The sequence below is a fragment of the Streptomyces sp. NPDC048504 genome (assembly GCF_043200035.1).
Lineage (GTDB): Bacteria > Actinomycetota > Actinomycetes > Streptomycetales > Streptomycetaceae > Streptomyces.
In genome coordinates, this window is record NZ_JBICXA010000023.1 from 127472 (window position 1) to 150203 (window position 22732).

21 protein-coding genes are annotated in these 22732 nt (G+C 69.8%); 5 read left to right on the plus strand and 16 right to left on the minus strand.

Annotated elements, in window-relative coordinates; genetic code table 11:
• Positions 1–235 precede the first annotated feature (235 nt).
• The 13 genes from nusB to ACGFY9_RS43180 form a co-directional block, all read right to left on the minus strand.
• Positions 236–670: a transcription antitermination factor NusB gene (gene nusB, locus ACGFY9_RS43120; RefSeq protein ID WP_393763722.1), complete on the minus strand. Its 435-nt coding sequence runs from the start codon at positions 668–670 to the stop codon at positions 236–238.
• Between the two features lie 2 nt (positions 671–672).
• Positions 673–1239 (minus strand): elongation factor P, encoded by a 567-nt coding sequence (gene efp / locus ACGFY9_RS43125; protein WP_019059745.1) that lies wholly within the window; start codon positions 1237–1239, stop codon positions 673–675.
• A 60-nt stretch (positions 1240–1299) separates the two neighbouring features.
• Positions 1300–2406: an aminopeptidase P family protein gene (locus tag ACGFY9_RS43130; RefSeq protein WP_393763723.1), complete on the minus strand. Its 1107-nt coding sequence runs from the start codon at positions 2404–2406 to the stop codon at positions 1300–1302.
• A 150-nt stretch (positions 2407–2556) separates the two neighbouring features.
• A complete protein-coding gene (locus tag ACGFY9_RS43135) occupies positions 2557–3393 on the minus strand; it encodes a Pro-rich N-terminal domain-containing protein (RefSeq protein ID WP_393763725.1) in 837 nt (278 codons plus the stop codon).
• Between the two features lie 164 nt (positions 3394–3557).
• Positions 3558–4649: a 3-dehydroquinate synthase gene (gene aroB / locus ACGFY9_RS43140; RefSeq protein ID WP_393763727.1), complete on the minus strand. Its 1092-nt coding sequence runs from the start codon at positions 4647–4649 to the stop codon at positions 3558–3560.
• The gene (locus ACGFY9_RS43145) at positions 4646–5128 is read right to left on the minus strand and encodes a shikimate kinase (protein ID WP_393763820.1); all 483 of its coding nucleotides are present in this window, start codon (positions 5126–5128) and stop codon (positions 4646–4648) included. Before ACGFY9_RS43145 ends, aroB begins: the two co-directional genes overlap by 4 nt.
• A 32-nt stretch (positions 5129–5160) precedes the next feature.
• Positions 5161–6345: a chorismate synthase gene (gene aroC / locus ACGFY9_RS43150; RefSeq protein WP_393763729.1), complete on the minus strand. Its 1185-nt coding sequence runs from the start codon at positions 6343–6345 to the stop codon at positions 5161–5163.
• A gap of 517 nt (positions 6346–6862) precedes the next feature.
• Complete coding sequence (locus ACGFY9_RS43155; protein WP_393763731.1) at positions 6863–7702, minus strand: shikimate dehydrogenase; 840 nt, start codon at positions 7700–7702, stop codon at positions 6863–6865.
• The gene (gene mltG, locus ACGFY9_RS43160) at positions 7683–9413 is read right to left on the minus strand and encodes an endolytic transglycosylase MltG (RefSeq protein WP_393763822.1); all 1731 of its coding nucleotides are present in this window, start codon (positions 9411–9413) and stop codon (positions 7683–7685) included. The genes ACGFY9_RS43155 and mltG overlap by 20 nt, the downstream gene beginning before the upstream one ends.
• Before the next feature lie 122 nt (positions 9414–9535).
• Positions 9536–10000 (minus strand): Holliday junction resolvase RuvX, encoded by a 465-nt coding sequence (ruvX, locus tag ACGFY9_RS43165; RefSeq protein WP_033282278.1) that lies wholly within the window; start codon positions 9998–10000, stop codon positions 9536–9538.
• Positions 10001–10015: 15 nt separating this feature from the next.
• Complete coding sequence (gene alaS / locus ACGFY9_RS43170; protein ID WP_393763733.1) at positions 10016–12688, minus strand: alanine--tRNA ligase; 2673 nt, start codon at positions 12686–12688, stop codon at positions 10016–10018.
• Positions 12688–13047: a hypothetical protein gene (locus ACGFY9_RS43175; RefSeq protein WP_393763735.1), complete on the minus strand. Its 360-nt coding sequence runs from the start codon at positions 13045–13047 to the stop codon at positions 12688–12690. Before ACGFY9_RS43175 ends, alaS begins: the two co-directional genes overlap by 1 nt.
• 7 nt (positions 13048–13054) lie before the next feature.
• A complete protein-coding gene (locus ACGFY9_RS43180; protein WP_063739143.1) occupies positions 13055–13501 on the minus strand; it encodes a DUF948 domain-containing protein in 447 nt (148 codons plus the stop codon).
• Between the two features lie 206 nt (positions 13502–13707).
• Here ACGFY9_RS43180 and ACGFY9_RS43185 point away from each other — a divergent pair, with 206 nt between their 5' ends.
• The gene (locus tag ACGFY9_RS43185; RefSeq protein ID WP_393763737.1) at positions 13708–15879 is read left to right on the plus strand and encodes an ATP-binding protein; all 2172 of its coding nucleotides are present in this window, start codon (positions 13708–13710) and stop codon (positions 15877–15879) included.
• 31 nt (positions 15880–15910) lie between these two features.
• Here the strand turns inward: ACGFY9_RS43185 and rpsD are convergent, their stop codons facing one another.
• The 3 genes from rpsD to ACGFY9_RS43200 all read right to left on the minus strand — a co-directional run bounded on the left by rpsD (position 15911) and on the right by ACGFY9_RS43200 (position 18887).
• On the minus strand, positions 15911–16525 hold the full coding sequence (gene rpsD, locus ACGFY9_RS43190) for a 30S ribosomal protein S4 (RefSeq protein WP_200686488.1): 615 nt from the start codon (positions 16523–16525) through the stop codon (positions 15911–15913).
• A 302-nt stretch (positions 16526–16827) separates the two neighbouring features.
• The gene (locus tag ACGFY9_RS43195) at positions 16828–18183 is read right to left on the minus strand and encodes a replication-associated recombination protein A (RefSeq protein ID WP_393763739.1); all 1356 of its coding nucleotides are present in this window, start codon (positions 18181–18183) and stop codon (positions 16828–16830) included.
• 47 nt (positions 18184–18230) lie between these two features.
• Positions 18231–18887, minus strand: coding sequence for a vitamin K epoxide reductase family protein (locus ACGFY9_RS43200; protein WP_393763741.1), 657 nt, complete (start codon positions 18885–18887; stop codon positions 18231–18233).
• Positions 18888–19029: 142 nt separating this feature from the next.
• Here ACGFY9_RS43200 and ACGFY9_RS43205 point away from each other — a divergent pair, with 142 nt between their 5' ends.
• From ACGFY9_RS43205 to ACGFY9_RS43220, 4 genes are read left to right on the plus strand one after another with little or no spacing between them, the layout of a single operon-like run.
• A complete protein-coding gene (locus tag ACGFY9_RS43205) occupies positions 19030–19896 on the plus strand; it encodes an ABC transporter ATP-binding protein (protein ID WP_393763742.1) in 867 nt (288 codons plus the stop codon).
• Entirely contained in the window at positions 19893–20750 is an 858-nt protein-coding gene (locus ACGFY9_RS43210; protein WP_393763744.1) for an ABC transporter permease, read from the plus strand. Before ACGFY9_RS43205 ends, ACGFY9_RS43210 begins: the two co-directional genes overlap by 4 nt.
• Positions 20747–21991, plus strand: a complete 1245-nt coding sequence (locus tag ACGFY9_RS43215) for a sensor histidine kinase (protein WP_393763746.1) — start codon at positions 20747–20749, stop codon at positions 21989–21991. The genes ACGFY9_RS43210 and ACGFY9_RS43215 overlap by 4 nt, the downstream gene beginning before the upstream one ends.
• On the plus strand, positions 21988–22611 hold the full coding sequence (locus ACGFY9_RS43220; RefSeq protein WP_393763748.1) for a response regulator: 624 nt from the start codon (positions 21988–21990) through the stop codon (positions 22609–22611). The genes ACGFY9_RS43215 and ACGFY9_RS43220 overlap by 4 nt, the downstream gene beginning before the upstream one ends.
• The last annotated feature ends 121 nt before the right edge of the window (positions 22612–22732 follow it).

Below are 22732 nucleotides of genomic sequence, written 5' to 3' on the forward strand. Positions count from 1 at the left end.
GGGGTGGCGGCGGCCGGGGGGCGGGCGGACCCCCCCGTGTACAAGGCCCCCGCCCCCCGACACCCCAAACCGGGGGGGGGGGGGGGGCCCAAACCCCCCCCCCCCCCCCCCCCCGGCGGCTTTCTGCGGGCCTCAGGAGCCTCATGCGTACAGGAACGCCTTCACGCGTACGGGAACGCCGGAGGGCCCGCAGCGGTCGTGCTGCGGGCCCTCCGGCGTTTCGCTCGCGTACTGCTTACACCTCGTCGCGGCGCAGCGAGGGCTTCAGGTCCTTGAAACGGCCCAGCAGGCCGTTCACGAACGAGGGCGACTCGTCCGTGGAGAACTCCTTCGCCAGCTGCACCATCTCGTCGAGGACGACGGCGTCCGGGGTCTCGTCGGCCCAGATCAGCTCGTAGGCGCCGAGGCGCAGGATGTTGCGGTCCACCACGGGCATGCGGTCGAGCGTCCAGCCGACCGAGTACTGCGCGATCAGTTCGTCGATGCGGCGCGCGTGCTGCGCGTACCCCTCGACCAGCTCCATCGTGTACTCGCTGACCGGGGGCTGCCGGGTGTCATCCCGGGAGAGCCGGATCCAGTCCGCGAGGACGGTCTGGACGCCGACACCGCGCTGGTCGCCCTCGAAGAGGATCTGGAAGGCGCGCTTGCGGGCCGTATTGCGGGCAGCCACGGTTAGCTGTTCACCCGGCCGAGGTAGTCGCTGGAGCGGGTGTCGACCTTGATCTTCTCACCGGTGGTGATGAAGAGCGGGACCTGGATCTGGTAGCCGGTCTCCAGGGTGGCGGGCTTGGTGCCACCGGTGGAGCGGTCGCCCTGGACGCCGGGCTCGGTCTCCTGGATGACGAGCTCGACGGCGGCCGGCAGCTCGACGAAGAGCACCTCGCCCTCGTGCTGCGCGACCGTGGCGGTGAAGCCCTCGATCAGGAAGTTGGCGGCGTCGCCGACGGCCTTGCGGTCGACCATGAGCTGGTCGTAGGTCTCCATGTCCATGAAGACGAAGTACTCGCCGTCCATGTACGAGAACTGCATGTCGCGCTTGTCGACAGTGGCCGTCTCGACCTTGACGCCGGCGTTGAACGTCTTGTCGACGACCTTGCCGGAGAGCACGTTCTTGAGCTTGGTGCGCACGAAGGCAGGGCCCTTGCCGGGCTTGACGTGCTGGAACTCGACGACGGACCAGAGCTGGCCCCCGTCGAGCTTGAGCACCAGGCCGTTCTTGAGGTCGTTCGTGGAAGCCACGGTTGCGGAATCTCCTGGACTGACGTGGACGACCACGGGACACGCGCACAGCTCGAAAAGCTAGAGCGCGAGCAGCTCCTTGGTCGTGATGGTGAGTAGCTCGGGTCCGCCGTCCGCCTCAGGGCGTACGACGAGCGTGTCATCGATCCGGACACCGCCCCGGCCCGGGAGGTGAACCCCCGGTTCGACGGTGACCGGCACGCAAGCGTCCAGTTTACCCATGGCGGCGGGGGCCAGCTGCGGCTCCTCGTCGATTTCGAGCCCGACACCGTGGCCGGTGAGGGCTGCGAGGCCCTCCGAGTAGCCCGCGGAGTCCAGCACCTGACGTGCCGCGCGGTCCACGTCCCGGTAGGCCGCACCGGGTGCCAGGGACTCCCGTGCGGCGCGCTGGGCGGCGAAGACGAGGTCGTAGAGCTCGATCTGCCAGTCGGCGGGAGAGGTGCCGATGACGAACGTCCGGCCGATCTCACAGCGGTAGCCGCGATAGGTGGCGCCGAGGCAGACGGAGAGGAAATCTCCTTCCTCGACCCGGCGGTCGGTCGGCCGGTGGCCGCGTCTGCCCGAGTGCGGGCCGGTGGCGACGGAGGTCGCGAAGGCCGGGCCGTCCGCTCCGTGGTCGACGAGCCGTCGCTCCAGTTCGAGGGCGAGATGGCGTTCGGTGCGGCCGACGAGGATCGACTCCAGCAGCTCTCCGAGGGCCTGGTCGGCGATCTCGGCGGCGATTCTCAGACAGGAGATCTCCTCCTCGTCCTTGACGACCCGGAGTTGCTCGACCGCGCCGCCGATGTCGGTGAGGCGGAGCGTGGGGGCTACCGAGCGGAGGGCTCGGTGGCGGGCCACGGTGAGGTGGTGTTCCTCTACGGCCATGGATTCGGCGCCGTGCGCTGCCGCGAGGTCTGCGGCGGATACGGCGGGGTCGCCATCGGGGCCGGGGAGTGTGTGGATGCGCAGGGTCTCGTCGGGGCGGCCCTCAGGGGGGCGTTCGTCCAGCGGGCCCGTGCAGACCAGCGTGTCGTCGCGCTTGCCGAGCAGCAGAACGGTGCCCTGCGGGGCTGGACCGGCCAGGTAGCGGACGTTGGCCGGGCGGGTGACCAGGGTGGACTGGCTGCCGACGGCTTGGGCTCGTTCCCTCAGCCTGGCTCGGCGGGTTGCGTAGACCTCTGACATGAGATGAGCGTAGGAGCGGTGGCTGGATTGTGCCGGTTGGGAGAGTGCCGTTCGGGGGACGGGGTGGGTTCGACGGTTGTGTGCCGGGTGCGCGCCGGTGGGGGCTTGTCGCGCAGTTCCCCGCGCCCCTAAAGAAACAAGTCCCGTTGGTTACCAGCTCGGGGGGCTTGCTATTGATCGTGCCAGGACGTCGTTCAGGACCTGGGCCGTCTGCTGGACGTCCATCTGGGAGTTGTCGATGATCGGGAGGCCCGAGCCGTACCAGCCGGCCATGCGGCCGTGGATGCGGGCGACCTCCTCGTCGGTGAGGCGACGGTTGCCGGAGCGTTCGGCGTTGCGTTCCAGGACGATTTCCAGGCCGGGCAACAGGACTACCGGGAGGAGGCCGGGGCCCACGTGGCGTTTCCAGCCGCCGAGGCCGACCACCGGGCGGTCGGGGAAGACCGCGTCGTCGAGGATGCAGGAGATGCCGTTCGCGAGGAAGTTGCGGGCGGCGAAGCCGCAGGTGCGGCGGGCGAGGCGGTACTGGGCCTCGGAGTGGTCGTTCCAGCCGGACTGGGGGTCGGCGAAACCGGAGCGGACCCATTCGCGTACGTCGTCGAGGCTGATGTGGGCGGTGGGGACCCGGCGGTGGTCCGCCCAGTACTTGGCGACGCTCGTCTTGCCCGCGCCCGCGGGGCCGATGAGCAGCACCGCGAGGGTCGTGGAGGTCGGGTCGGCCGCGGCCTGCGCCGGTGGCGTGCTGGGCATGGGGACGGGGCCGCCCGGCGGGAGCTGGACGTGGCCGGTGGTGTCCGGGGCATGACGCGGGACCGCGTGCGGCAACGGCGGGGTGGGCGCGAAGCCCGGGGCCGGTGGCGGGGGTGGCACGGGTGCCGGGCCCGGATGGGGCGGGCCCGAGTGTTGTCCGGCCGGGGACCAACCGGTGGTCGGTCCCTGCCCCGGCTGGTGGGGCGGCGGCAGCGGAGACCCCACTGCGTGCTGCATCCGGTGCCACTCCATCTCGTACGGCGATTGGCGCTGGCAGCGGGCCCGAACCCCCGCTCCCTACCGAACGGTACCTTCCCCGGCCGCCATTTGGTGAACGGCCGGGGAGGGGCCGAAGTGCCCATCCGCGCAAGGCAATTCAGGCGGAAGGGTCTTGGCGGTACTTACTCGCCCACTTCGCCGTACGCGGCGAGGAGGACGGCCGGGTCGGGGCCCTCCAGGACCGTCGGCTTGGCGAGGCCGTCGAGGACGATGAAGCGGAGCAGGTCGCCGCGGGACTTCTTGTCGACCCTCATGGTCTCCAGCAGCTTGGGCCACTGGTCGTAGCGGTAACTGAGCGGCAGGCCCACCGATTCGAGGACCGTGCGGTGCCGGTCCGCCGTCGCGTCGTCCAACCGGCCCGCGAGACGGCCCAGTTCGGCCGCGAAATGCATGCCTACGGCCACTGCCGCGCCGTGGCGCCACTTGTAGCGCTCGTTCTTCTCGATGGCGTGGGCGAGGGTGTGGCCGTAGTTGAGGATCTCGCGCAGGCCCGACTCCTTGAGGTCGGCGGAGACGACCTCGGCCTTGACCTTGATGGAGCGTTCGATGAGCTCGGCGGTGTGCGGGCCCGCCGGGGTACGGGCGGTCTCCGGGTCGGACTCGATGAGTTCGAGGATCACCGGGTCGGCGATGAAGCCGGCCTTGATGATCTCGGCGAGCCCGGAGACGTAGTCGTTGACCGGGAGGGAGTCCAGTGCGGCGAGGTCGCAGAGCACGCCGGCCGGCGGGTGGAAGGAGCCGACCAGGTTCTTGCCCTCGGCGGTGTTGATGCCGGTCTTGCCGCCGACGGCCGCGTCGACCATGGCCAGCACGGTCGTCGGTACGGCGATCCAGCGGACCCCGCGCAGCCAGGTCGCGGCGACGAATCCGGCCAGGTCGGTGGTGGAGCCGCCGCCGACGCCGACGATGACGTCGGAGCGGGTGAAGCCGGACTGGCCCAGGGCCTTCCAGCAGTAGGCGGCGACCTCGGCGGTCTTGGCCTCCTCCGCGTTGGGCACCTGGATGGCGACGGCTTCGAAGCCCTGCCCGGCCAGGTCGGCGCGCAGCGCGTCACCCGTCTCGGCGAGCGCCTCGGGGTGGATGACGGCGACCCGCTTGGCCCGGTCGCCGACCAACCCGCCCAGTTCGCCCAGGAGTTGACGGCCCACCAGGACCTCGTACGGGTCACTGCCCGCCGTGCCGCCGACCTGGATCCGCGTCACTGACTCGCTCATGCTTCCTTCAACTCCAGTGCGTCCAGGACGGCTTGGGTGACGTCCTCGGGGGTGCGGCCGTCGGTCGGTACGACGGCCTGCGCGACCTCGGCATACAAGTGCCGCCTGGCTTCCATCAGTTCACGCCACTGCTTGCGCGGATTGATCGCCAGCAGCGGGCGGGCCGCGTTCAGACCGGTGCGCTTGACCGCCTCGTCCACGTCCATGGAGAGGTAGACGACCCGGTGCCCGGCCAGCAGCGCGCGCGTGTCCTCGTCGAGGATCGAGCCGCCGCCCAGCGCCAGGACGCCGTCGTGCCCGGCCAGTGCCTGCTGCACGGCGCGCTTCTCGATCGCACGGAAGACCGGCTCGCCCTCGTCCACGAAGATCTCCGCGATGGTGCGGCCCTCGGCGGCCACGATGTCGTCGTCGGTGTCCCGGTAGCCGACACCCAGCCGCTCGGCCAGCTGCTGCCCGACCGTCGACTTGCCGACACCCATCGGACCGACCAGGACGACCAGCGGGGCCGCGGTCACCGGATCGCCAGGTTCTCAAGGTACGAACGCACGTTGCGCCGGGTCTCGGGCACCGAGTCGCCGCCGAACTTCTCCGCGACCGCGTCCGCGAGAACCAACGCGACCATCGCCTCCGCGACGATCCCGGCCGCCGGGACCGCGGACACGTCGGAGCGCTGGTGGTGGGCCTGCGTGGCCTCACCGGTCACCACGTCGACGGTCTGCAGGGCACGCGGCACGGTCGCGATCGGCTTCATCGCCGCACGCACCCGCAGCAACTCCCCCGTCGACAGCCCGCCCTCGGTACCACCGGAACGCCCGGAGACCCGACGGATCCCCTCACCGGTGTTGACGATCTCGTCGTGCGCCTGGGAGCCGGGCACCCGGGCCAGTTCGAAACCGTCACCGATCTCCACACCCTTGATCGCCTGAATACCCATCAGGGCACCGGCGAGGCGGGCATCCAGCTTGCGGTCCCAGTGCACGTGCGAGCCGAGCCCGACGGGAACGCCGTAGGCAAGGATCTCGACGACACCACCGAGGGTGTCGCCGTCCTTGTGGGCCTGGTCGATCTCCGCGACCATCGCCTTCGAGGCGTCCGCGTCCAGGCAGCGCACCGGATCGGCGTCCAGCCTCTCCACATCGGCCGGCGTGGGCAGGACACCCCGCGGGGCCTTCGCGGAGGCCAGCTCGACGACGTGGGAGACGATCTCGATCCCGGCCGTCTCCTTCAGGTACGACCGGGCCACCGCGCCCAGCGCGACACGCGCCGCGGTCTCCCGCGCGGAGGCACGCTCCAGGATCGGACGCGCCTCGTCGAACCCGTACTTCTGCATACCGGCAAGATCGGCATGACCGGGGCGGGGACGGGTCAGCGGGGCGTTGCGGGCGAGACCGGCCAGGATTTCCGGATCGACCGGGTCGGCCGCCATGACCTGCTCCCACTTGGGCCACTCCGTGTTGCCCACCATGACCGCGACCGGCGAACCAAGGGTCAGACCGTGCCGGACACCGCCGAGGAAGGTGACTTCGTCGCGCTCGAACTTCATGCGCGCACCACGCCCATAACCGAGCCGCCGCCGGGCCAAGTGGTCCGCCACCATCTCCGTGGTGATCGGCACACCGGCGGGAAGACCCTCCAGCGTCGCCACGAGTGCGGGACCGTGGGACTCCCCCGCGGTCAGCCAGCGCAACCTGCTCAACGGTGCTCCTCATGCTCGCGCCCTGGTACTGCTGCGTACGCGCGTCCTCGCATACACGTCGACGGCGTGACCGGGTGCGCGGCCCTGGCCCGCCGCCCCCGATCCTCCCACGTCCGGGGCGCGGACCTGGCCGACGGTCCAGGGGGCGGACGGGGGTGATGGTGGCACGGCGGTCGGGATGCACCCTCCCCCCGCCGTTCCAGGCCAAGGTCAGGGCTCGACCGACGCGGCGCTTGGCTGCCTTGCGGGGGCCGGGTCAGCGGTCGGGCAACGGCTTCCTTGACAGCCTCGCTGGGGCAGGGTCAGGAATCGACCGACGCGCCCGCACCCGACCACCTGAGTCCGGGGCCGCGGTCAACCAGTGCGCTCTCGACAGCCCCACCGGGCCAAGGCCAAGAGCCGGTCAGTACCCACTTGCCCGCCCTGCCGCCGGCTGGACACTTCCCTCGCCCTACCGCGCCGGGTTCAGCAGGCGACCGGCGGCCTCTCACTCACCCCGCCCCCGACCAACTCCACCTCACCGCCCGGCCAACGCCTTCTCCCCCGCCCTCCGCATCGCGTCCACCGGCGCGGGCCGACACCCCGTCATCTGTTCCACCTGAAGTACCGCCTGGTGCACCAGCAGGTCGAGCCCGCTCACCACCGCGCCGCCATAGCCGGACCAGCGGGCCGCGAGGTCCGTGGGCCAAGGGTCGTACAGGACGTCGAAAAGCGTGGCGGGGCGTTCCGGTAGCGCGGAGGAGAGGGCGTCTGTCGTGCCGGCCGGTGTGGTGGCGAAGACCAGGGGCGCGCGCAGCCCCTCCGCCGCCTCCGACCAGTCCGCCGTGCGTACCTCTACGTCCAGCCGCTCGCCCCACTGCCGCATCTCCGCCGCGCGGGCCTCGCTGCGGACGTAGGCGACGACCTCGCCGGTGCAGATGCGGGCGAGGGCGGCGAGGGCGGAGGAGGCGGTGGCGCCGGCGCCCAGGATCGCGGCGGAGTCGACCTGTTCGATGCCGTGTTCGCGGAGGGCGGCGACCATGCCGGGGATGTCGGTGTTGTCACCGACCCGGCGGCCGTCCTCCGTGAAGACGACGGTGTTGACCGCGTCCACCGACGACGCCGTCTCGCTGATCTCGTCGAGCAGCGGTATCACGGCCCGCTTCAGAGGCATCGTCAGCGACAGGCCCGCCCACTCCGGGCCCAGGTCCTTGAAGAACCCGGGCAGCGCGGCCTCGTCCACGTCGAAGCGGTCGTAGGACCAGCCGTCCAGCCCCAGTTCCCCGTATGCCGCGCGATGCAGCATCGGGGAGAGGGAGTGGGCGATGGGGGAACCGAGCACGGCGGCACGGCGGGCGTCAGTTGCCCGAGGTGGCATTGAACTTTTCCTTGAGTGCCTGGAATTCGGCGTACGTCTTGGCGAATTCGGTCTTGTTCTCGCCGTCGGTCGCCACGAAGTAGATCCAGCCGTCATGGGTCGGATTCAGTGCCGCTGCCAGAGCCTCGTCACCGGGGTTGTCGATGGGACCGGGCGGCAAGCCCTTTTGGGTGTAGGTGTTGTACGGGTCCTTGTTGCTGTTGATCTCGGACTCGCTGATGTGGATGTTGCTCTGGCCCTTCAGGTAATTGAAGGTCGAGTCGAATTGCAGGTATCGGTTCGTCTCGGTGTTCGTGGTCTTGAGACGGTTGTAGACCACTTCGGCCATCTTGCGGAAGTCCTCGTGCGTCTTTCCTTCGGCCTGGACGAGGCTCGCGACCGTGATGACCTGCAGCGGGTCTTCCAGGTTGAGCGCCTTGGCCTTCGCCTCAAGGTCGATCGCGCCGTATTTGTCGCTGGCCTGGGCGACCATCTGCTTGAGGACCGTTTCGGGTTTCATACCCTTTGCGGCGCCATATGTGCCGGGGTAGAGGAAGCCCTCCAGCGGGTCCTTGATGTCCTTGTTGCTGTTCGCCCAGCTGGGCAGTCCGAGCGACTTGTAATCCTTCTTGGCGATGGACTTGGTGGTGCCGTCGGAAACCTGGAGTTTCTTGTCGATCGCCGCATAGATCTTGGAGTTCCGCCAGCCCGTGGGGACGATCAGATTGTCCTGGCTCTTGGGGTCGAGCATCAGCTTGACCGCGCTCGCGGCGGACATTTCCTTCTTCAGCAGAAAGACGCCGGCCTGGATCTTCTTGCCATCGGGATTCTGCGACTGGGCGGCGACGAACGCGTCGACGCTCTTCACGACGCCCTGCTTCTTCAGCTCCTGGCCGATGGTGTAGCCGCCGGCCCCCTTGGGGATGGTGACGCTCACCGATCCGGTGCCGTCGCCGGCGTAGTCGGGGGCCGTGCCGAAACGATTTTGGTAGAACTGCCAGGCGAAGTAGCCGACAGTGGCCAGGCCGCCGCCGAACACCATGACGACCACAAGGCAGGCGCAGCCGTTGCGGCGCTTCCGCTCCTTGCCGCCTTTGTCCTTGCCTTTGCCGCCCTTGCCCCGCCTGCGCCCGTCCGGCTCGTCGTCGGCCTCGTCGTCATCGTCGCCGCCACCCGCGAAGAACGCGTGTTCGCCCTGATCGGGTCCCGGGTCCCAGTCCGTCTGCGCCGGTTCCGGCTCGGTGCGCCGCTTGCCCGGCGGCTCTGGCGGCGGGAAGGCGTCGGGCGTGCCGTAGAAATCGGGCTGTTGTTCGCCATAGGCGGCGGCCTGCTGTCCGTACGGGTCGCCGGGGTCCGCGGCGTACGGGACATGCGCGGGCGCGCCGGTGCCGTCCCAGCCGCCCTGCTGATACTGCTGCTGCTGAGCGGCGTACTGCTGGTGGCTCTGATCGGCGTACTGCTGCTGGTCGGCCCACTGCTGCTGGTCGGGGTAGTGCGGATTGCCCTGTTCGTCGTAGACCGGGTACTGCTGCTGCGCCTGACCGTGGTCGACCTGCTGGCCGTGGTCCCAGTCGCCGTACTGCTGCGGCTGTTCCGGATAGTGCTGCGGCTGGCCGCCGTAGGAGGACTGCTGCCCCACCTGGGCCTGCTGTCCTTCCCATCCGACGTCCCCGAACAACGGGTCCTCCGGATGCCACGGTTCGGAGCCTGGGCCCCGGCCATACTCAGTCATCGATCCCCTAGAGCCGCGAGGCGGCGGTCGCGGCGCTTGCGGCTCCGGCTCCCGTCCCGCCTCTTGCTGTGCCATGGCTGTTCGAACACCATCGCATCGCGCGGAACGTTACCGTATCGCGATCAGATGACCACTTCGACGCCCTCGCCGGGTGGTTTACCTGACACCCGTTCGGATTCCAGCGCCTGCTGGAGGATGATGACCGCGGCCGCCTGGTCGATGACCGACCGGCCCTTCTTGGACTTCACCCCTGAGGCGCGCAGTCCCTGACTGGCCGTCACCGTGGTCATCCGTTCGTCCAACAGTCTGACCGGTACCGGGGCGATGCCCTTCGCGAGTTCCTGGGCGAAGGCCCGGACCTTCACCGCGGCCGGTCCCTCGCCCCCCTTGAGGGAGCGCGGGAGGCCGACGACGACTTCGATCGGTTCGTACTCCTCGGCGAGTTGCTTCAGCCGGCGGTGCGCCGCCGGAATGTCGCGGCCGGGGACCGTCTCGACGGGAGTGGCGAGGATCCCGTCGGGGTCGCACGAGGCGACCCCGATCCGGGCGTCCCCGACGTCGATCGCGAGTCGACGTCCTCTTCGCATGTTCGCGGCCGTTTCTTACTTGGCCGTGTCGGCGACGAGGCGTTCGACAGCGTCCACGGCCTCACCGACAGCGGCCGGGTTCTGGCCACCGCCCTGGGCCACGTCCGGCTTGCCGCCACCGCCGCCGCCGAGGGTCTTGGCGGCCGCGCGGACCAGGTCGCCGGCCTTGAGACCGCGCTCGCGGGCGGCCTCGTTGGTGGCGATGACCGTGAGCGGCTTGCCGTTGTTGACCGTGAAGAGGGCCACTACGGCGGCCCGTCCGCCCTGGATGCGGCCGCGCACGTCGAGGACCAGCTTGCGCAGGTCGTCGGCGCTCGTGCCGTCCGGCACCTGACCGGTGACGACGGCGATCCCGTGCACGTCCTTGGCGGACTCGACGAGACCGGCCGCGGCCTGTAGCACCTTCTCGGCGCGGAACTTCTCGATCTCCTTCTCGGCGTCCTTCAGCTTGCCGAGCATCGCGGAGACCTTCTCCGGCAGCTCCTCCGGGCGCCCCTTGACCAGCTCCTGGAGCTGGGCGACGACCGTGTGCTCCCGGGCGAGGAAGTTGTAGGCGTCGACACCGACGAGCGCTTCGATACGGCGCACTCCGGAGCCGATCGACGACTCGCCGAGCAGCTTGACCAGGCCGAGCTGCGAGGTGTTGTGGACGTGGGTGCCGCCGCACAGCTCCTTGGAGAAGTCGCCGATGGTGACGACGCGGACCCGCTCGCCGTACTTCTCGCCGAACTCGGCGATGGCGCCCTGCTTCTTGGCCTCGTCGAGGCTGAGGATCTCGGCGTGCACGTCCAGGTCGCGGGCGAGCACCTCGTTGATCTTCTGCTCGACGTCGGTCATCACGGCGGTGGGAACCGCGGACGGCGAACCGAAGTCGAAGCGGAAGCGGCCCGGCTGGTTCTCGGAACCGGCCTGCGCGGCCGTCGGACCGAGGGCGTCACGCAGCGCCTGGTGGGTGAGGTGAGTGGCCGAGTGGGCGCGGGCGATGGCGGTGCGGCGGCGGATGTCGATCGCGGCCTCGGCCTTGGCGCCGACGGTGACCTCGCCGAACTGGACGACGCCCTTGTGGACGTAGACGCCCGGGACCGGCTTCTGGCAGTCGCGGATCTCGATCACGGCGCCGGACTCGACCTTGATCCGGCCGGTGTCGCCGATCTGGCCGCCGCCCTCGGCGTAGAAGGGGGTCCGGTCGAGGACGATCTCGACCTCGTCGCCCTCGGTCGCGGCCGGGGAGGAGACGCCGTCGACGAGGATGCCGACGATGGTGGACTCGCCCTGGGTGTCCGAGTAGCCGATGAAGTCGGTCTCGCCGGCCTTGTCGGCGATCTCGCGGTAGGCACCGACGCCCGCGTGGCCGGTCTTCTTGGCCTGCGCGTCGGCCTTGGCCTGGTCGCGCTGCTGCTTCATCAGGCGCCGGAAGCCGTCCTCGTCCACGGAAAGGCCCTGTTCGGCGGCCATTTCGAGGGTGAGGTCGATCGGGAAGCCCCAGGTGTCGTGGAGCAGGAACGCCTTGTCGCCGGCGAGGACCTTGCCGCCGGACTGCTTGGTGTCGGCGATGGCGGTGTCGAGGATGTTGGTGCCGGCCTTCAGCGTCTTGACGAAGGCGGCCTCCTCGGCGAGGGCCACGGTCTCGATGCGCTGCCGGTCGGTGACGAGCTCCGGGTACTGCTGGCCCATCATCGCGATGACCGTGTCGATGAGGTCCTTGACGACCAGACCCGTGGCACCGAGCAACCGCATGTTGCGGATGGCGCGGCGCATGATGCGGCGCAGGACGTAACCGCGGCCCTCGTTGCCGGGGGTCACGCCGTCGCCGATGAGCATCACGGACGTGCGCATGTGGTCGGTGACCACGCGCAGGGAGACGTCGGACTCGTGCGAGTCGCCGTACTCGACGCCGGTCAGCTCGGTGGCCTTCTTGATGACGGCCATGGAGGTGTCGATCTCGTACATGTTCTGCACGCCCTGCAGGATCATCGCGAGGCGCTCCAGGCCGAGGCCCGTGTCGATGTTCTTGCTGGGCAGCTCGCCGAGGATCTCGAAGTCCTCCTTGCCGATGCCCTCGCCGCGCTCGTACTGCATGAAGACGAGGTTCCAGATCTCCACGTACCGCTCGTCGTTGACGGCGGGGCCGCCCTCGACGCCGAACTCGGGGCCACGGTCGTAGTTGATCTCGGAGCACGGGCCGCAGGGGCCGGGGACGCCCATCGACCAGTAGTTGTCCTTCTTGCCGAGGCGCTGGATGCGCTCGGCCGGGACGCCGATCTTCTCGCGCCAGATGGTCTCGGCCTCGTCGTCGTCGAGGTAGACCGTGATCCAAAGGCGCTCGGGGTCGAGGCCGTAACCACCCTTGTCCTGGGGCGACGTGAGCAGCTCCCAGGCGTAGGTGATGGCGCCTTCCTTGAAGTAGTCGCCGAAGGAGAAGTTGCCGCACATCTGGAAGAACGTGCCGTGGCGGGTGGTCTTGCCGACCTCTTCGATGTCGGGCGTGCGCACGCACTTCTGCACGCTGGTGGCGCGCGGCCACGGCGGCTTGACCTCGCCGAGGAAGTACGGCTTGAAGGGGACCATGCCGGCGGGGACCAGGAGCAGAGTCGGGTCGTCCGCGATGAGCGACGCCGAGGGGACGACGGTGTGGCCGCGCTCCTCGTAGAAGCTCAGCCAGCGGCGGCGGATTTCAGCCGACTCCATCAGTGGTCCTCATTCCGGTTGTACGAGTACGTCGTCCTGTCGTTTCTTTCGACGGACAGGGGGGTGTTGCGGTTCTCGATGGCGATGTGCTGCCGGGGCGCCGGGAGTTCGGGGTCCACGGGAGCGTTGATCCCGAGCGCGTCGCCGAGTTCGGCCTCGCGCTGGGCCATGCCCGCGCGGACGTCGAGCGCGAAGTGCACCGCGCTGTCCTTGAGCTTGTGGCCCGCTTCGAGCGCCTTGTTGGCCGCGGACACGGCGAGGTGCTCGGGGGTCAGCTGCTTCAGCTTGCGATTGACCTTGGTGGTCGCCCAGACACCGGCGGCTACGCCCGTGCCGAACCAGAACGTACGGCGGAACATCGCTCGGTCAGTCCTTCTTCCGGGTGCGCTTGCCCCGCCGTCCGGCCGGGACGGTACGGCCCACGATCACCGTACGACGGGACGCCCCGGACGGCGCGGGCACGTCCTCGCGGCGGCCGCCCAGGGCCCGGCGGACGCCGTAGCCGAAGGCCGCGACCTTGACGAGGGGCCCGCCGAAGGTGGAGGCGACGGTGGTGGACAGTGCGGAGGCGTTCGAGGTGACTTCCTGGACGTCGGAGGCGATCGCGTCGACCCGGTCGATCTGGGTCTGCGCGGAGCGCACCGCCGCGGAGGCGTCCGCCAGCAGCGGCACGGCCTGGTCGGTCACGTCCGCGACCAGCTTGGTGGTCGCCTTGAGCGTCTGGGCCAGCCTCACCAGTGCGACGGCGAGGAACGAGACCAGGATCGCCCAGAAGACGGCCACCAGGATCCCGGCCACCTCTCCACCGGACACCTGACACCCGCTCTCATAAACGCTTGTTGATGACTCGTCCCGAGCCTATCGCGCCGGAGGCGGCGCCCCGTCAACACTTGTGGATAACCGCTGCTGAGCCTATCGCGCCGGGGTCGGTGCCCCCTACCGCATTACCGCCCCGCGCACACCGGAGTTGCGCGAAGCGATTGTACGGACTGAATACGGTTCAGTACGCTCCGTGTTCCATGCGAGCTTCCCATGGCGGTGACGCCACCGCGGACGGCAATCTGCCCCTCGAACCCGACCGGTTCGTGGGCCGCTCGGCCGAACTCACCGAGCTGGCACGGGCGCTCGACGCCTCGCGTCTGGTCACGGTGACCGGGCCCGGCGGGGTCGGCAAGTCACGGCTCGCGGCCCGCGCGGCGGCCCGGTCCGCTCCCCGGGACGGTGTGTGGCGGGTGGAGCTGGCGCCGGTGCGCGATCCGGAACTCGTGGACTTCGCGGTCGTAGAGGCGCTGGGGCTGACGGACCACACCGCGCGGCTGCCGCGCGAGGCGCTGCTCGCTCACCTGACTCACCGTCAACTCCTTTTGGTGCTGGACGGGTTCGAGCATCTGGTGGAGGTGTGTGCCGAGCTGGTGGCCGAGTTGCTCGGGCGGGTGCCGGGGCTGCGGGTGCTCGCGGTGGGGCGGCGGCCGTTGGAGCTGGCGGGTGAACGGGTCGTGGCGGTGGCGCCGTTGGGCGAGGACGAGGCGGTGGAGCTGTTCGCCGACCGGGCCGCGCAGCAAGGGGTCACCCTCGACGAAGACGCCTCGGACGTACGGGAGTTGTGCCGGCGGCTCGACGGGATTCCCCTTGCCGTCGAGTTGGCGGCGGGGCGGCTGCGGGCGTTGTCGCCCGGGGAGGTGCTGGCGCGGTTCGACGACCGGTTCCGGCTGCTGGCCGGCGGGCGGCGGGACGCGCTGCCCCGGCACCAGACGCTGCGGACGGCGATCGGCTGGAGCCATGAACTGTGCACGCCCGAGGAGCGGTTGCTGTGGGCGCGGCTGTCGGTGTTCGCCGGGCGCTTCGATCTGGAGGCCGCCGAGTACGTGTGCGGCGGCGACGGACTTCCCTCGGACGACGTCCTCGACGTGCTCTCCGAACTGCTCGCGCAGTCCGTGGTCGTCCGCGAGGAGACGGCGACGGGCGTGCGCTACCGGATGCTCGACACGATCCGGGCCTACGGCGCCGACTGGCTGGAGGCGACCGGGGACGCGGCCCGGCTGCGGCGCAGACACCGCGACTGGTATCTGGGCCTGGCGACGTGGTGCGAGCTGGACTGGTTCTCGCCGCGCCAGGGGGAGGTCGCCGCGCGGGTCGAGGCGGAGCTGCCGAATCTGCGCGGCGCCCTGGAGTACTGCCTGACCGAGCCGGACGAGACGCATCTGGGCCAGTACCTCGCGGGCTCGCTGTGGTTCTACTGGGCGGGCTGCGGGCGCCTCGCGGAGGGCAGGCACTGGCTGGAGCAGGCCGTGCAGCTGGACGCCGAGGACACGGCGAACGACCAGTCACGGCTGAAGGCCCTGTGGGTGCTCGGCTATGTGGCGATCCTCCAGGGCGACACCGTGCCCGCGCTGGCCGCGCTCCAGGAGTGCCGCGAGGAGGCGGACGAGGCCGCGAACCCCACGGCGGTCGCCTACGCCGAACACCGCACCGGCTGCCTGGCGTTGGTCACGGACGACATGCCGCGCGCGGAGACACTGCTGCGCTCGGCGCTCGACCGCTACCAGCAGATCGGCGAGCTCAACAGCAATGTGCTGATGGGCCAGGTCGAACTGGCGATGACCCGGGCGTTCCAGGGCGATCTGGCGGACGCGGTGAAGCTGTGCGAGGACGTCCGGCGCGTGTGCGAGGACCACGGCGAGCGCTGGGCCCGCGCGTACGCGCTGTACGTCCTGGCCTACGCCGCCTGGAGCGACGGCGAACTCCCGCTCGCGCGCGACCTGTTGGCGGACTGCCTGAGCAGCGCGCACGGCTTCCGCGATCTGCTCGGCTCCGTGCTCGCGGTCGAGCTGCTGGCCCTCGTCACGGTGGCGGAGGGCGATGCCGCCGAGGCCGCGCTGCTGCAGGGTGCGGCGGGCGGGATGTGGCCGTCGGTGGGGCTGCCACTGTTCGGCTCGGCGTACTACAACGCGCCGCACGAGCTGTGCGAGGCGATGGCCCGCGAGCGGCTGGGCGACGAGCGGTACGCGGAGTGCGTACGGGAGGGGGCGCGGCTGGGCCGGGAGGCGGCCGTGGCGCGGGCGCTGGGGCCGTCGCGGGCGCTGGACGCGGTGCCGGTGCCGCGTGGGCCGGTGCGGCCCGCGACCGTGAGGGTGGACATGCGAAAGCCCGCCGCCTCGCCCACCCGGAAGGGCGGGGAGACGGCAGGCTGACGCGAAAGGTGGTGCTACGTCCGTGAGGTGATCAGCGGGCGTAGTACTCGACGACGAGCTGCTCGTCGCAGATCACCGGGATCTCCTTGCGGTTCGGCTCGCGGTCCAGGCGGAACGCCAGGGCGCCGAGGTTCACCTGGAGGTAGCGCGGGATCTCGCCGTCGGGGGCGAAGCCACCGGCGCGGGAGACCTCGAACAGCGTCTTGCTGCGGCTGCGCTCGCGGACCATCACGACGTCCTCGGGCTTGACGCGGAAGGACGGCTTGTCGACCTTCTGGCCGTTGACCTCGATGTGGCCGTGAACGACCATCTGGCGGGCCTGGTAGATCGTGCGGGCGATGCCCGAACGAAGGACCAGCGCGTCGAGACGACGCTCCAGCTCGATGATCAGGGCCTCACCGGTCTTGCCCTGGACCTTGGAGGCACGCTCGTAGGCGCGGACGAGCTGGCGCTCGGACACGTCGTACTGCGCGCGCAGACGCTGCTTCTCCAGCAGACGGACCTTGTAGTCCGAGTTCTGCTTGCGGCCACGACCGTGCTCACCCGGCGGGTAGGGACGGGCCTCGAAGTACTTGACGGCCTTCGGGGTCAGCGCGATGCCGAGGGCACGCGACTTCTTGACCTTGGGGCGGGACTGATTCGCCACGATGTCTCTCTCTGTCTGTCGGCTTGTCAGGGTGGTGAGGGAGGTCGCATCCGCAGCCGGGGAAACCCGTCGGGCCCCTTGCGGGACCTGGTGGGCAGCCGCTCCCCTGATCTGGGCACTACGTGCAGCACGCGAGTGGCCCACCGACCGGTTCCGTCCTGCGACGGATGGTGGTGGGCTGCCCGCGACACCGTTCGAACGGTGCGCGACGCTCCTGGAGCCGGTCCGAGAACCGGGGCTCCGGCTGACCGTCCCGTTCTGACAGCACGGGACACAGCACTTCGGGGGATTCTACAGGGTGCTCAGGACCGCTTACGACCAAGGTGCTTCCGGGTCCACTCCACGGCGTCCGCGTACCGGGCCTCGGCGCCGTGCCGGGTCGGTTCGTAGTACGTACGGTCCTTCAGCTCCTCCGGGGCGTACTGCTGCTCGGCGATGCCCTCAGGGAGGTCGTGCGGGTAGACGTACCCCTGGGCGTGCCCGAGCTTGGCGGCGCCCTTGTAGTGCCCGTCCCGCAGATGCATGGGCACCGGGCCCGCGTGCCCCTTGCGTACGTCCTCCATGGCGGCGCCGATCGCCGTGGTCGCCGCGTTCGACTTGGGCGCGAGGGCGAGCGCGATGGTGGCGTGGCTGAGGGTCAGCGCGGCCTCCGGGAAGCCGATCATCGCTACGGCCTGGGCGGCGGCGACCGCGATCGGCAGCGCGTTGGGATCGGCGAGGCCGATGTCCTCGCTCGCGGAGATCATCAGGCGGCGGGCGATGAAGCGGGGGTCCTCGCCTGCCTCGATCATGCGGGCCAGGTAGTGCAGGGCCGCGTCGACGTCGGAGCCGCGGATGGACTTGATGAGGGCGCTGGCCACGTCGTAGTGCTGGTCGCCGTCGCGGTCGTACTTCACCGCCGCGCGGTCGACCGTCTCCTCCAGGGTCTGGAGGGTGATGTCCGGCTCGCCCTTGTCGAGGGCGGCCCCGGCGGCGGCCTCCAGAGCGGTCAGCGCGCGGCGGGCGTCGCCGCCGGCGATCCGCAGCAGGTGGTTCTCGCTGTCCTCGGGGAGGGCGACCGCGTCCTTCAGTCCTCGCTCGTCGGACAGCGCGCGGCGGAGCAGGGCGCGCAGGTCGTCGTCCGTGAGGGGTTCGAGGGTGAGGAGAAGGGATCGGGAGAGCAGCGGGGAGATCACCGAGAAGTACGGGTTCTCCGTGGTCGCCGCGATCAGGGTGATCCAGCGGTTCTCGACGGCCGGGAGGAGCGAGTCCTGCTGGGCCTTGCTGAAGCGGTGGATCTCGTCGAGGAAGAGGACGGTCTCCTTGCCGAAGCCTCCGGTGGCGCGGCGGGCACCGTCGATGACCGCGCGGACCTCCTTGACGCCGGCGGTGATCGCGGACAGCTCCACGAAACGCTTGTTGGTGGCCTTGGAGACGACGTAGGCGAGGGTCGTCTTGCCGGTGCCGGGCGGCCCCCAGAGGAGTACCGAGGAAGCTCCGGCCGGACCGCCCGATCCCTCGCCGACCAGTCTGCGCAGGGGCGAGCCCGGCTTCAGCAGGTGCTGCTGGCCCACGACCTCGTCGAGGGTGCGCGGGCGCATCCGTACCGCCAGGGGGCTGCTGGACGGGTCCTTCTCCTGGCGTTCTTCGGCTGCGGCGGTGAAAAGGTCGGGCTCCACGTCCAAAACCCTATGTCACGCCACTGACAATCCGGTCGGGCCCGGAACTACGCCCAGAGCTGGGTGCCCCAGCGGGTCAGGATCAGCATGGCGATGATGCCGACGTGGGTGACCGGGAGGACCCAGGTGAACTCGCCCAGGAAGTTCTTGACCGGGCGCGGGGCCTTCAGGAAGTCGTTGCGGATGTTGAACGACGTGACGTACCAGAACATGGTGATCGTGGCGACCCAGGCCAGGGAGCACCACAGGCACAGCGCGTTGATCCGGTACAGCGACTGGAACTGCAGCCAGGTGCAGAAGGCCACCCCGAAGAGCGTGCCGAAGTTGAAGGTGAGCCAGTACCAGCGCGGGAACTGGACCCGGGTCAGCAGGCTGATGCCGACGCAGATGACGATGCCGTAGGCGACCAGGCCGAGCATCGGGTTCGGGAAGCCGAAGGCGGCGGCCTGCTTGCTCTCCATGACGCTGCCGCAGGACACGATCGGGTTGATGCTGCAGCTCGGGGTGAACGTCTTCCCGGCGAGCTTGCCCTCAAGGATCTTGAACTTGTCGATCGTGATGACCCAGGCGGCGAGCAGTCCGGCCGCTCCGTTGATCACCAGCAACAGGGCGAAGGCCCGGCTGCTGCCCACCGTGCGCGGCTCTGCGGCCGTGTGCTCCGGTTCGGAGTCGGTGGAGACGTCCTTCACTGTCGTCTTGCTCATCACGCCGATCCGTCACTTGAGAGTTGGACCTTCTTCGGGCAGGGCCATTGTGCCGCACGCGCACCTCTGTCCACCGTTCGATGGACATAAGGAAGTACGCACGGTCGTCCCTGAGCGCTCGATTCCGGACGATGCTCATGGCATGACAACACAGGCGAACGAACTCGCAGTGGATGTGCGGGGGCTGCGCAAGCAGTACGGGGACGTGACCGCCGTGGACGGAATCGACCTGGAGATCCGCACGGGAGAGGTGTTCGGCCTGCTCGGACCCAATGGGGCGGGCAAGAGCACCACGGTCGAGATCCTCCAGGGCAACCGCGGCCGGGACGCGGGTGAGGTGTCGGTGCTCGGCTCGGACCCGGCGACGGGCACACGCGCGTGGCGTTCGCGGGTCGGGATCGTCTGGCAGGACGAATCGGCACCCGCCGAGTTGACGGTCGGCGAGACGGTACGGCACTTCGCGCGCTACTACCCCCGGCCTCGCGACCCCGAGGAGGTCATCGGCCTGGTCGGTCTTGAGGCCAAGGTGGACAGCCGTATCAAGGCCCTGTCGGGCGGACAGCGCAGGCGTCTCGACGTGGCCCTCGGGGTGATAGGCGGCCCCGATCTCCTCCTCCTGGATGAGCCGACGACCGGCTTCGACCCTGCGGCCCGGCGCCAGTTCTGGGACCTGATCCGCAAGCTCGCCGACGAGGGCACCACGATCCTCCTCACCACCCACTACCTGGAGGAGGCGGAGAACCTGGCCGACCGCCTGGCCATCGTCGCCAAGGGCCGCGTGGTCGCCGAGGGCGAACCGGCCGCCCTGCGCGAACGCCACGGCACCGGAGCCACGGTCGAGTGGACGGACCTGGACGGCACCCCGCGCGCGGAGCACACGGAGACTCCTACCAAGGTCGTAGCCGAACTCATGCACCGCTTCGACGGCGAGATCCCCGGGCTGCTGGTGAGCCGCCCCACCCTGGAGGACGTCTACCTCCGGCTGACCGGACAGGAGGACGCGCGATGACCACGACCACGGACACGACCGCCGTACGGCCCCGGACGAAGACCCCCGGAGACCGGCTGCCCAGTGCCTGGGGACTCGGACTGCGCCGCGGGTCGCTGGAACTCAAACAGTTCTTCCGGCAGCGCGACCAGGTGGTGTTCACCTTCGCCTTCCCGGTCGTCTTCCTCTTCCTCTTCGCGTCGATCTTCAAGGACGACGTCCGGGGCGCGGGCGTCAACGCCTCCCAGCTGTACGTCCCGGCGATGATGGCCGCCGGCATCATGTCGACGAGCTTCCAGTCCCTCGGCATCTCGATCGCGATCGAACGCGACGAGAAGGTGCTGCGCAGGCTGCGCGGCACGCCGATGCCACCGGCCGCGTACTTCCTCGGCAAGATCTGGCTGGTTCTGGTCACGGGCCTGATGGAGACGGCGATCCTGCTCCTGGTGGGCACCACGCTGTACGACGTGGATCTGCCCTCGTCCGCGGTGAAGTGGCTGGACTTCGGGTGGATCTTCGTGCTCGGTCTGACGGCGTGCGCGCTGCTCGGCATCGCGGTCAGCTCGGTCCCGAAGTCCGGCAAGAGCGCGACCTCCGTGGTCGTACTCCCGTTCCTGGTCCTGCAGTTCATCTCCGGGGTGTACATCTCCATCGACACCATCCCGGACTGGATGCTCAACATCGGCGCCCTGTTCCCGCTGAAGTGGATGTGCCAGGGGCTGCGCGGGGTGTTCCTGCCCTCGTCGGCGCAGGTGCTGGAGCAGGCCGGGAGCTGGGAGTTCGGAAAGGTCGCGCTGGTGCTCGGGGCGTGGTGCGTCGGAGGATTGCTGCTGTGCCTGCTGACCTTCCGGTGGAAGAACCGGCGCGACGGATGACGGCTCCGCACGGGGCGTCGGGTTCGTACACCTGGGACCGCTCGTTCCGGCTCTGGGACACGTACTTCGCCCTGATCTGGCTGGCCACCCTGGTGTTCGTGCTCGGCACGAGCCAGCCGGGGTGGCCGGTGCGGGTCACGGCGGCCGGCCTGCTCGTCCCGCTCATTCCGCTCTACGTCTGGATCGGCCGCCCGGTCCTGCAAGGCGATCCACCGGACGAACGGCGGGCCATCGGCTACCTCGTGGCGCAGATGGCGCTGTTCCTCCCGTCGGCGGTGCTGGTCGGTGAGACCCGGCTGATGGGCTTCGCCCTCGTCCCGCCCTGTTTCATGGTGCTGCGACTGCGCTGGGCGCTGATCGCGGTGACCGTGATCAACATCGCGCCCGTTATCGGCTGGGCGCTGCTGTGGTGGCCGGGCGCGCAGGACGTGTTCTTCAATTCCGTCTTCGCGGTGGTCACCCTGGTCTTCTCGATGGCCCTCGGCACCTGGATCATCCGCGTCATCGAACAGAGCCAGGAGCGCGCGGAGTTGATAGCCGAGCTGGACGCCAGCCGCCACGAGGTCTCCCGGCTGTCGTCGGCCCACGGCGCGTTGGCCGAACGGGAGCGGATGGCCCGCGAGATCCACGACACCCTCGCCCAGGGCTTCACCAGCCTGCTGATGCTGGCCCAGGCGGTGGATGCGGAGCTGGACGACGATCTGCCGCAGGCCAGACGGCACTTGGCCCTCATGGACGAGACGGCCCGGCAGAACCTCGCCGAGGCCCGCGCCCTGGTCGCCGGCGGCACACCGGCCGACCTGGAGGGCGCGTCCCTCTCGGACGCCCTGCGCCGGCTCGCCGCCCGCCATGACGCGACACTCCAAGTCACCGGGCCGGTACGCGCGTTGCCCGCCGGGCCCGAGGTCGTGGTCCTGCGCTCCTGCCAGGAGGCGCTCGCCAACACCCGTAAGCATGCGGGAAGTTCGGCGAAGGTGAGCCTTGCGCTGGTGTACACCGACGAGCAACTCACCGTGTCCGTACGGGATGACGGGTGCGGGTTCGATCCGGGGGAGGTGTCCGGTGGTTACGGTCTGGCGGGGCTGCGGACGCGGGCGGCGGAGGCGGGTGGGACGGCGGTGGTGCGGAGTGCGGTGGGCGAGGGGACGACGGTGACGGTACGGCTGCCGGTATCGCCCGTGTCTCCCATGGCTCCCGTGACTTCTGTGCCTCCCGTGTCTCCCACAAGGAGTTCTCGATGATCCGGATCGTCCTCGCCGACGACCATCCCGTCGTGCGGGAAGGCCTGCGCGCCATGCTCAGCGCCGAACCGGACCTCGATGTCGTCGCCGACGCCTCCAGTGGGCCACAGGCGGAGGCGCTGGCCGCCGAACTCCGCCCCGACATCGTCCTGATGGACCTGCGCATGCCGGGCGGCGGGGGTGTCGACTCCATCGTGCGGATGAGTGCGGCGGGGTTGCCGTGCCGGGTGATCGTCCTCACCACGTACGAGACCGACCGGGACATTCTGCGGGCCGTGGAGGCGGGGGCGGCGGGCTATCTACTGAAGGATCTGCCGCGGGGTGAACTGGCCGACGCGGTACGGGCCGCCGCGCGGGGCGAGACCGTGTTGGCGCCTTCTGTGGCGGCGCGGTTGGTGGACCAGTTGCGGACGAAGCCGGAGCGGCCTCGGCTGTCCGAACGGGAGATCGCGGTGTTGCGGTTGGTGGCGGAGGGGTGCACCAACGCGGAGATCGGGCGGCGGTTGTTCATCGGGGAGTCGACGGTGAAGACCCATCTGCTGCGGGTCTTCGGGAAGTTGGGCGTCGATGACCGGACGGCCGCTGTGACGAGTGCGATGCGGTACGGGCTGCTGGACTGAGGATTCACGCCCCCGCCGCCCCTACCCGTCCCATCACTGGGGGCTGCCGCCCCCAGACCCCCGCTTCGGCCTGAACGGCCTCGTCCTCAAACGCCGGACGGGCTGAAAGACCGAGCGGCGT

Excerpts from the sequence above, each read along its gene's own strand:
- ACGFY9_RS43130 (WP_393763723.1), bottom strand. The coding sequence starts at position 2,406 with ATGTCAGAGGTCTACGCAACCCGCCGAGCCAGGCTGAGGGAACGAGCC.
- ACGFY9_RS43135 (WP_393763725.1), bottom strand. The coding sequence starts at position 3,393 with ATGCAGCACGCAGTGGGGTCTCCGCTGCCGCCGCCCCACCAGCCGGGG.
- aroB (WP_393763727.1), bottom strand. The coding sequence starts at position 4,649 with ATGAGCGAGTCAGTGACGCGGATCCAGGTCGGCGGCACGGCGGGCAGT.
- ACGFY9_RS43145 (WP_393763820.1), bottom strand. The coding sequence starts at position 5,128 with ATGGGTGTCGGCAAGTCGACGGTCGGGCAGCAGCTGGCCGAGCGGCTG.
- ACGFY9_RS43155 (WP_393763731.1), bottom strand. The coding sequence starts at position 7,702 with ATGCCACCTCGGGCAACTGACGCCCGCCGTGCCGCCGTGCTCGGTTCC.
- mltG (WP_393763822.1), bottom strand. The coding sequence starts at position 9,413 with ATGACTGAGTATGGCCGGGGCCCAGGCTCCGAACCGTGGCATCCGGAG.
- ruvX (WP_033282278.1), bottom strand. The coding sequence starts at position 10,000 with ATGCGAAGAGGACGTCGACTCGCGATCGACGTCGGGGACGCCCGGATC.
- alaS (WP_393763733.1), bottom strand. The coding sequence starts at position 12,688 with ATGGAGTCGGCTGAAATCCGCCGCCGCTGGCTGAGCTTCTACGAGGAG.
- ACGFY9_RS43175 (WP_393763735.1), bottom strand. The coding sequence starts at position 13,047 with ATGTTCCGCCGTACGTTCTGGTTCGGCACGGGCGTAGCCGCCGGTGTC.
- ACGFY9_RS43185 (WP_393763737.1), top strand. The coding sequence starts at position 13,708 with ATGCGAGCTTCCCATGGCGGTGACGCCACCGCGGACGGCAATCTGCCC.
- ACGFY9_RS43200 (WP_393763741.1), bottom strand. The coding sequence starts at position 18,887 with ATGAGCAAGACGACAGTGAAGGACGTCTCCACCGACTCCGAACCGGAG.
- ACGFY9_RS43205 (WP_393763742.1), top strand. The coding sequence starts at position 19,030 with ATGACAACACAGGCGAACGAACTCGCAGTGGATGTGCGGGGGCTGCGC.
- ACGFY9_RS43210 (WP_393763744.1), top strand. The coding sequence starts at position 19,893 with ATGACCACGACCACGGACACGACCGCCGTACGGCCCCGGACGAAGACC.
- ACGFY9_RS43215 (WP_393763746.1), top strand. The coding sequence starts at position 20,747 with ATGACGGCTCCGCACGGGGCGTCGGGTTCGTACACCTGGGACCGCTCG.
- ACGFY9_RS43220 (WP_393763748.1), top strand. The coding sequence starts at position 21,988 with ATGATCCGGATCGTCCTCGCCGACGACCATCCCGTCGTGCGGGAAGGC.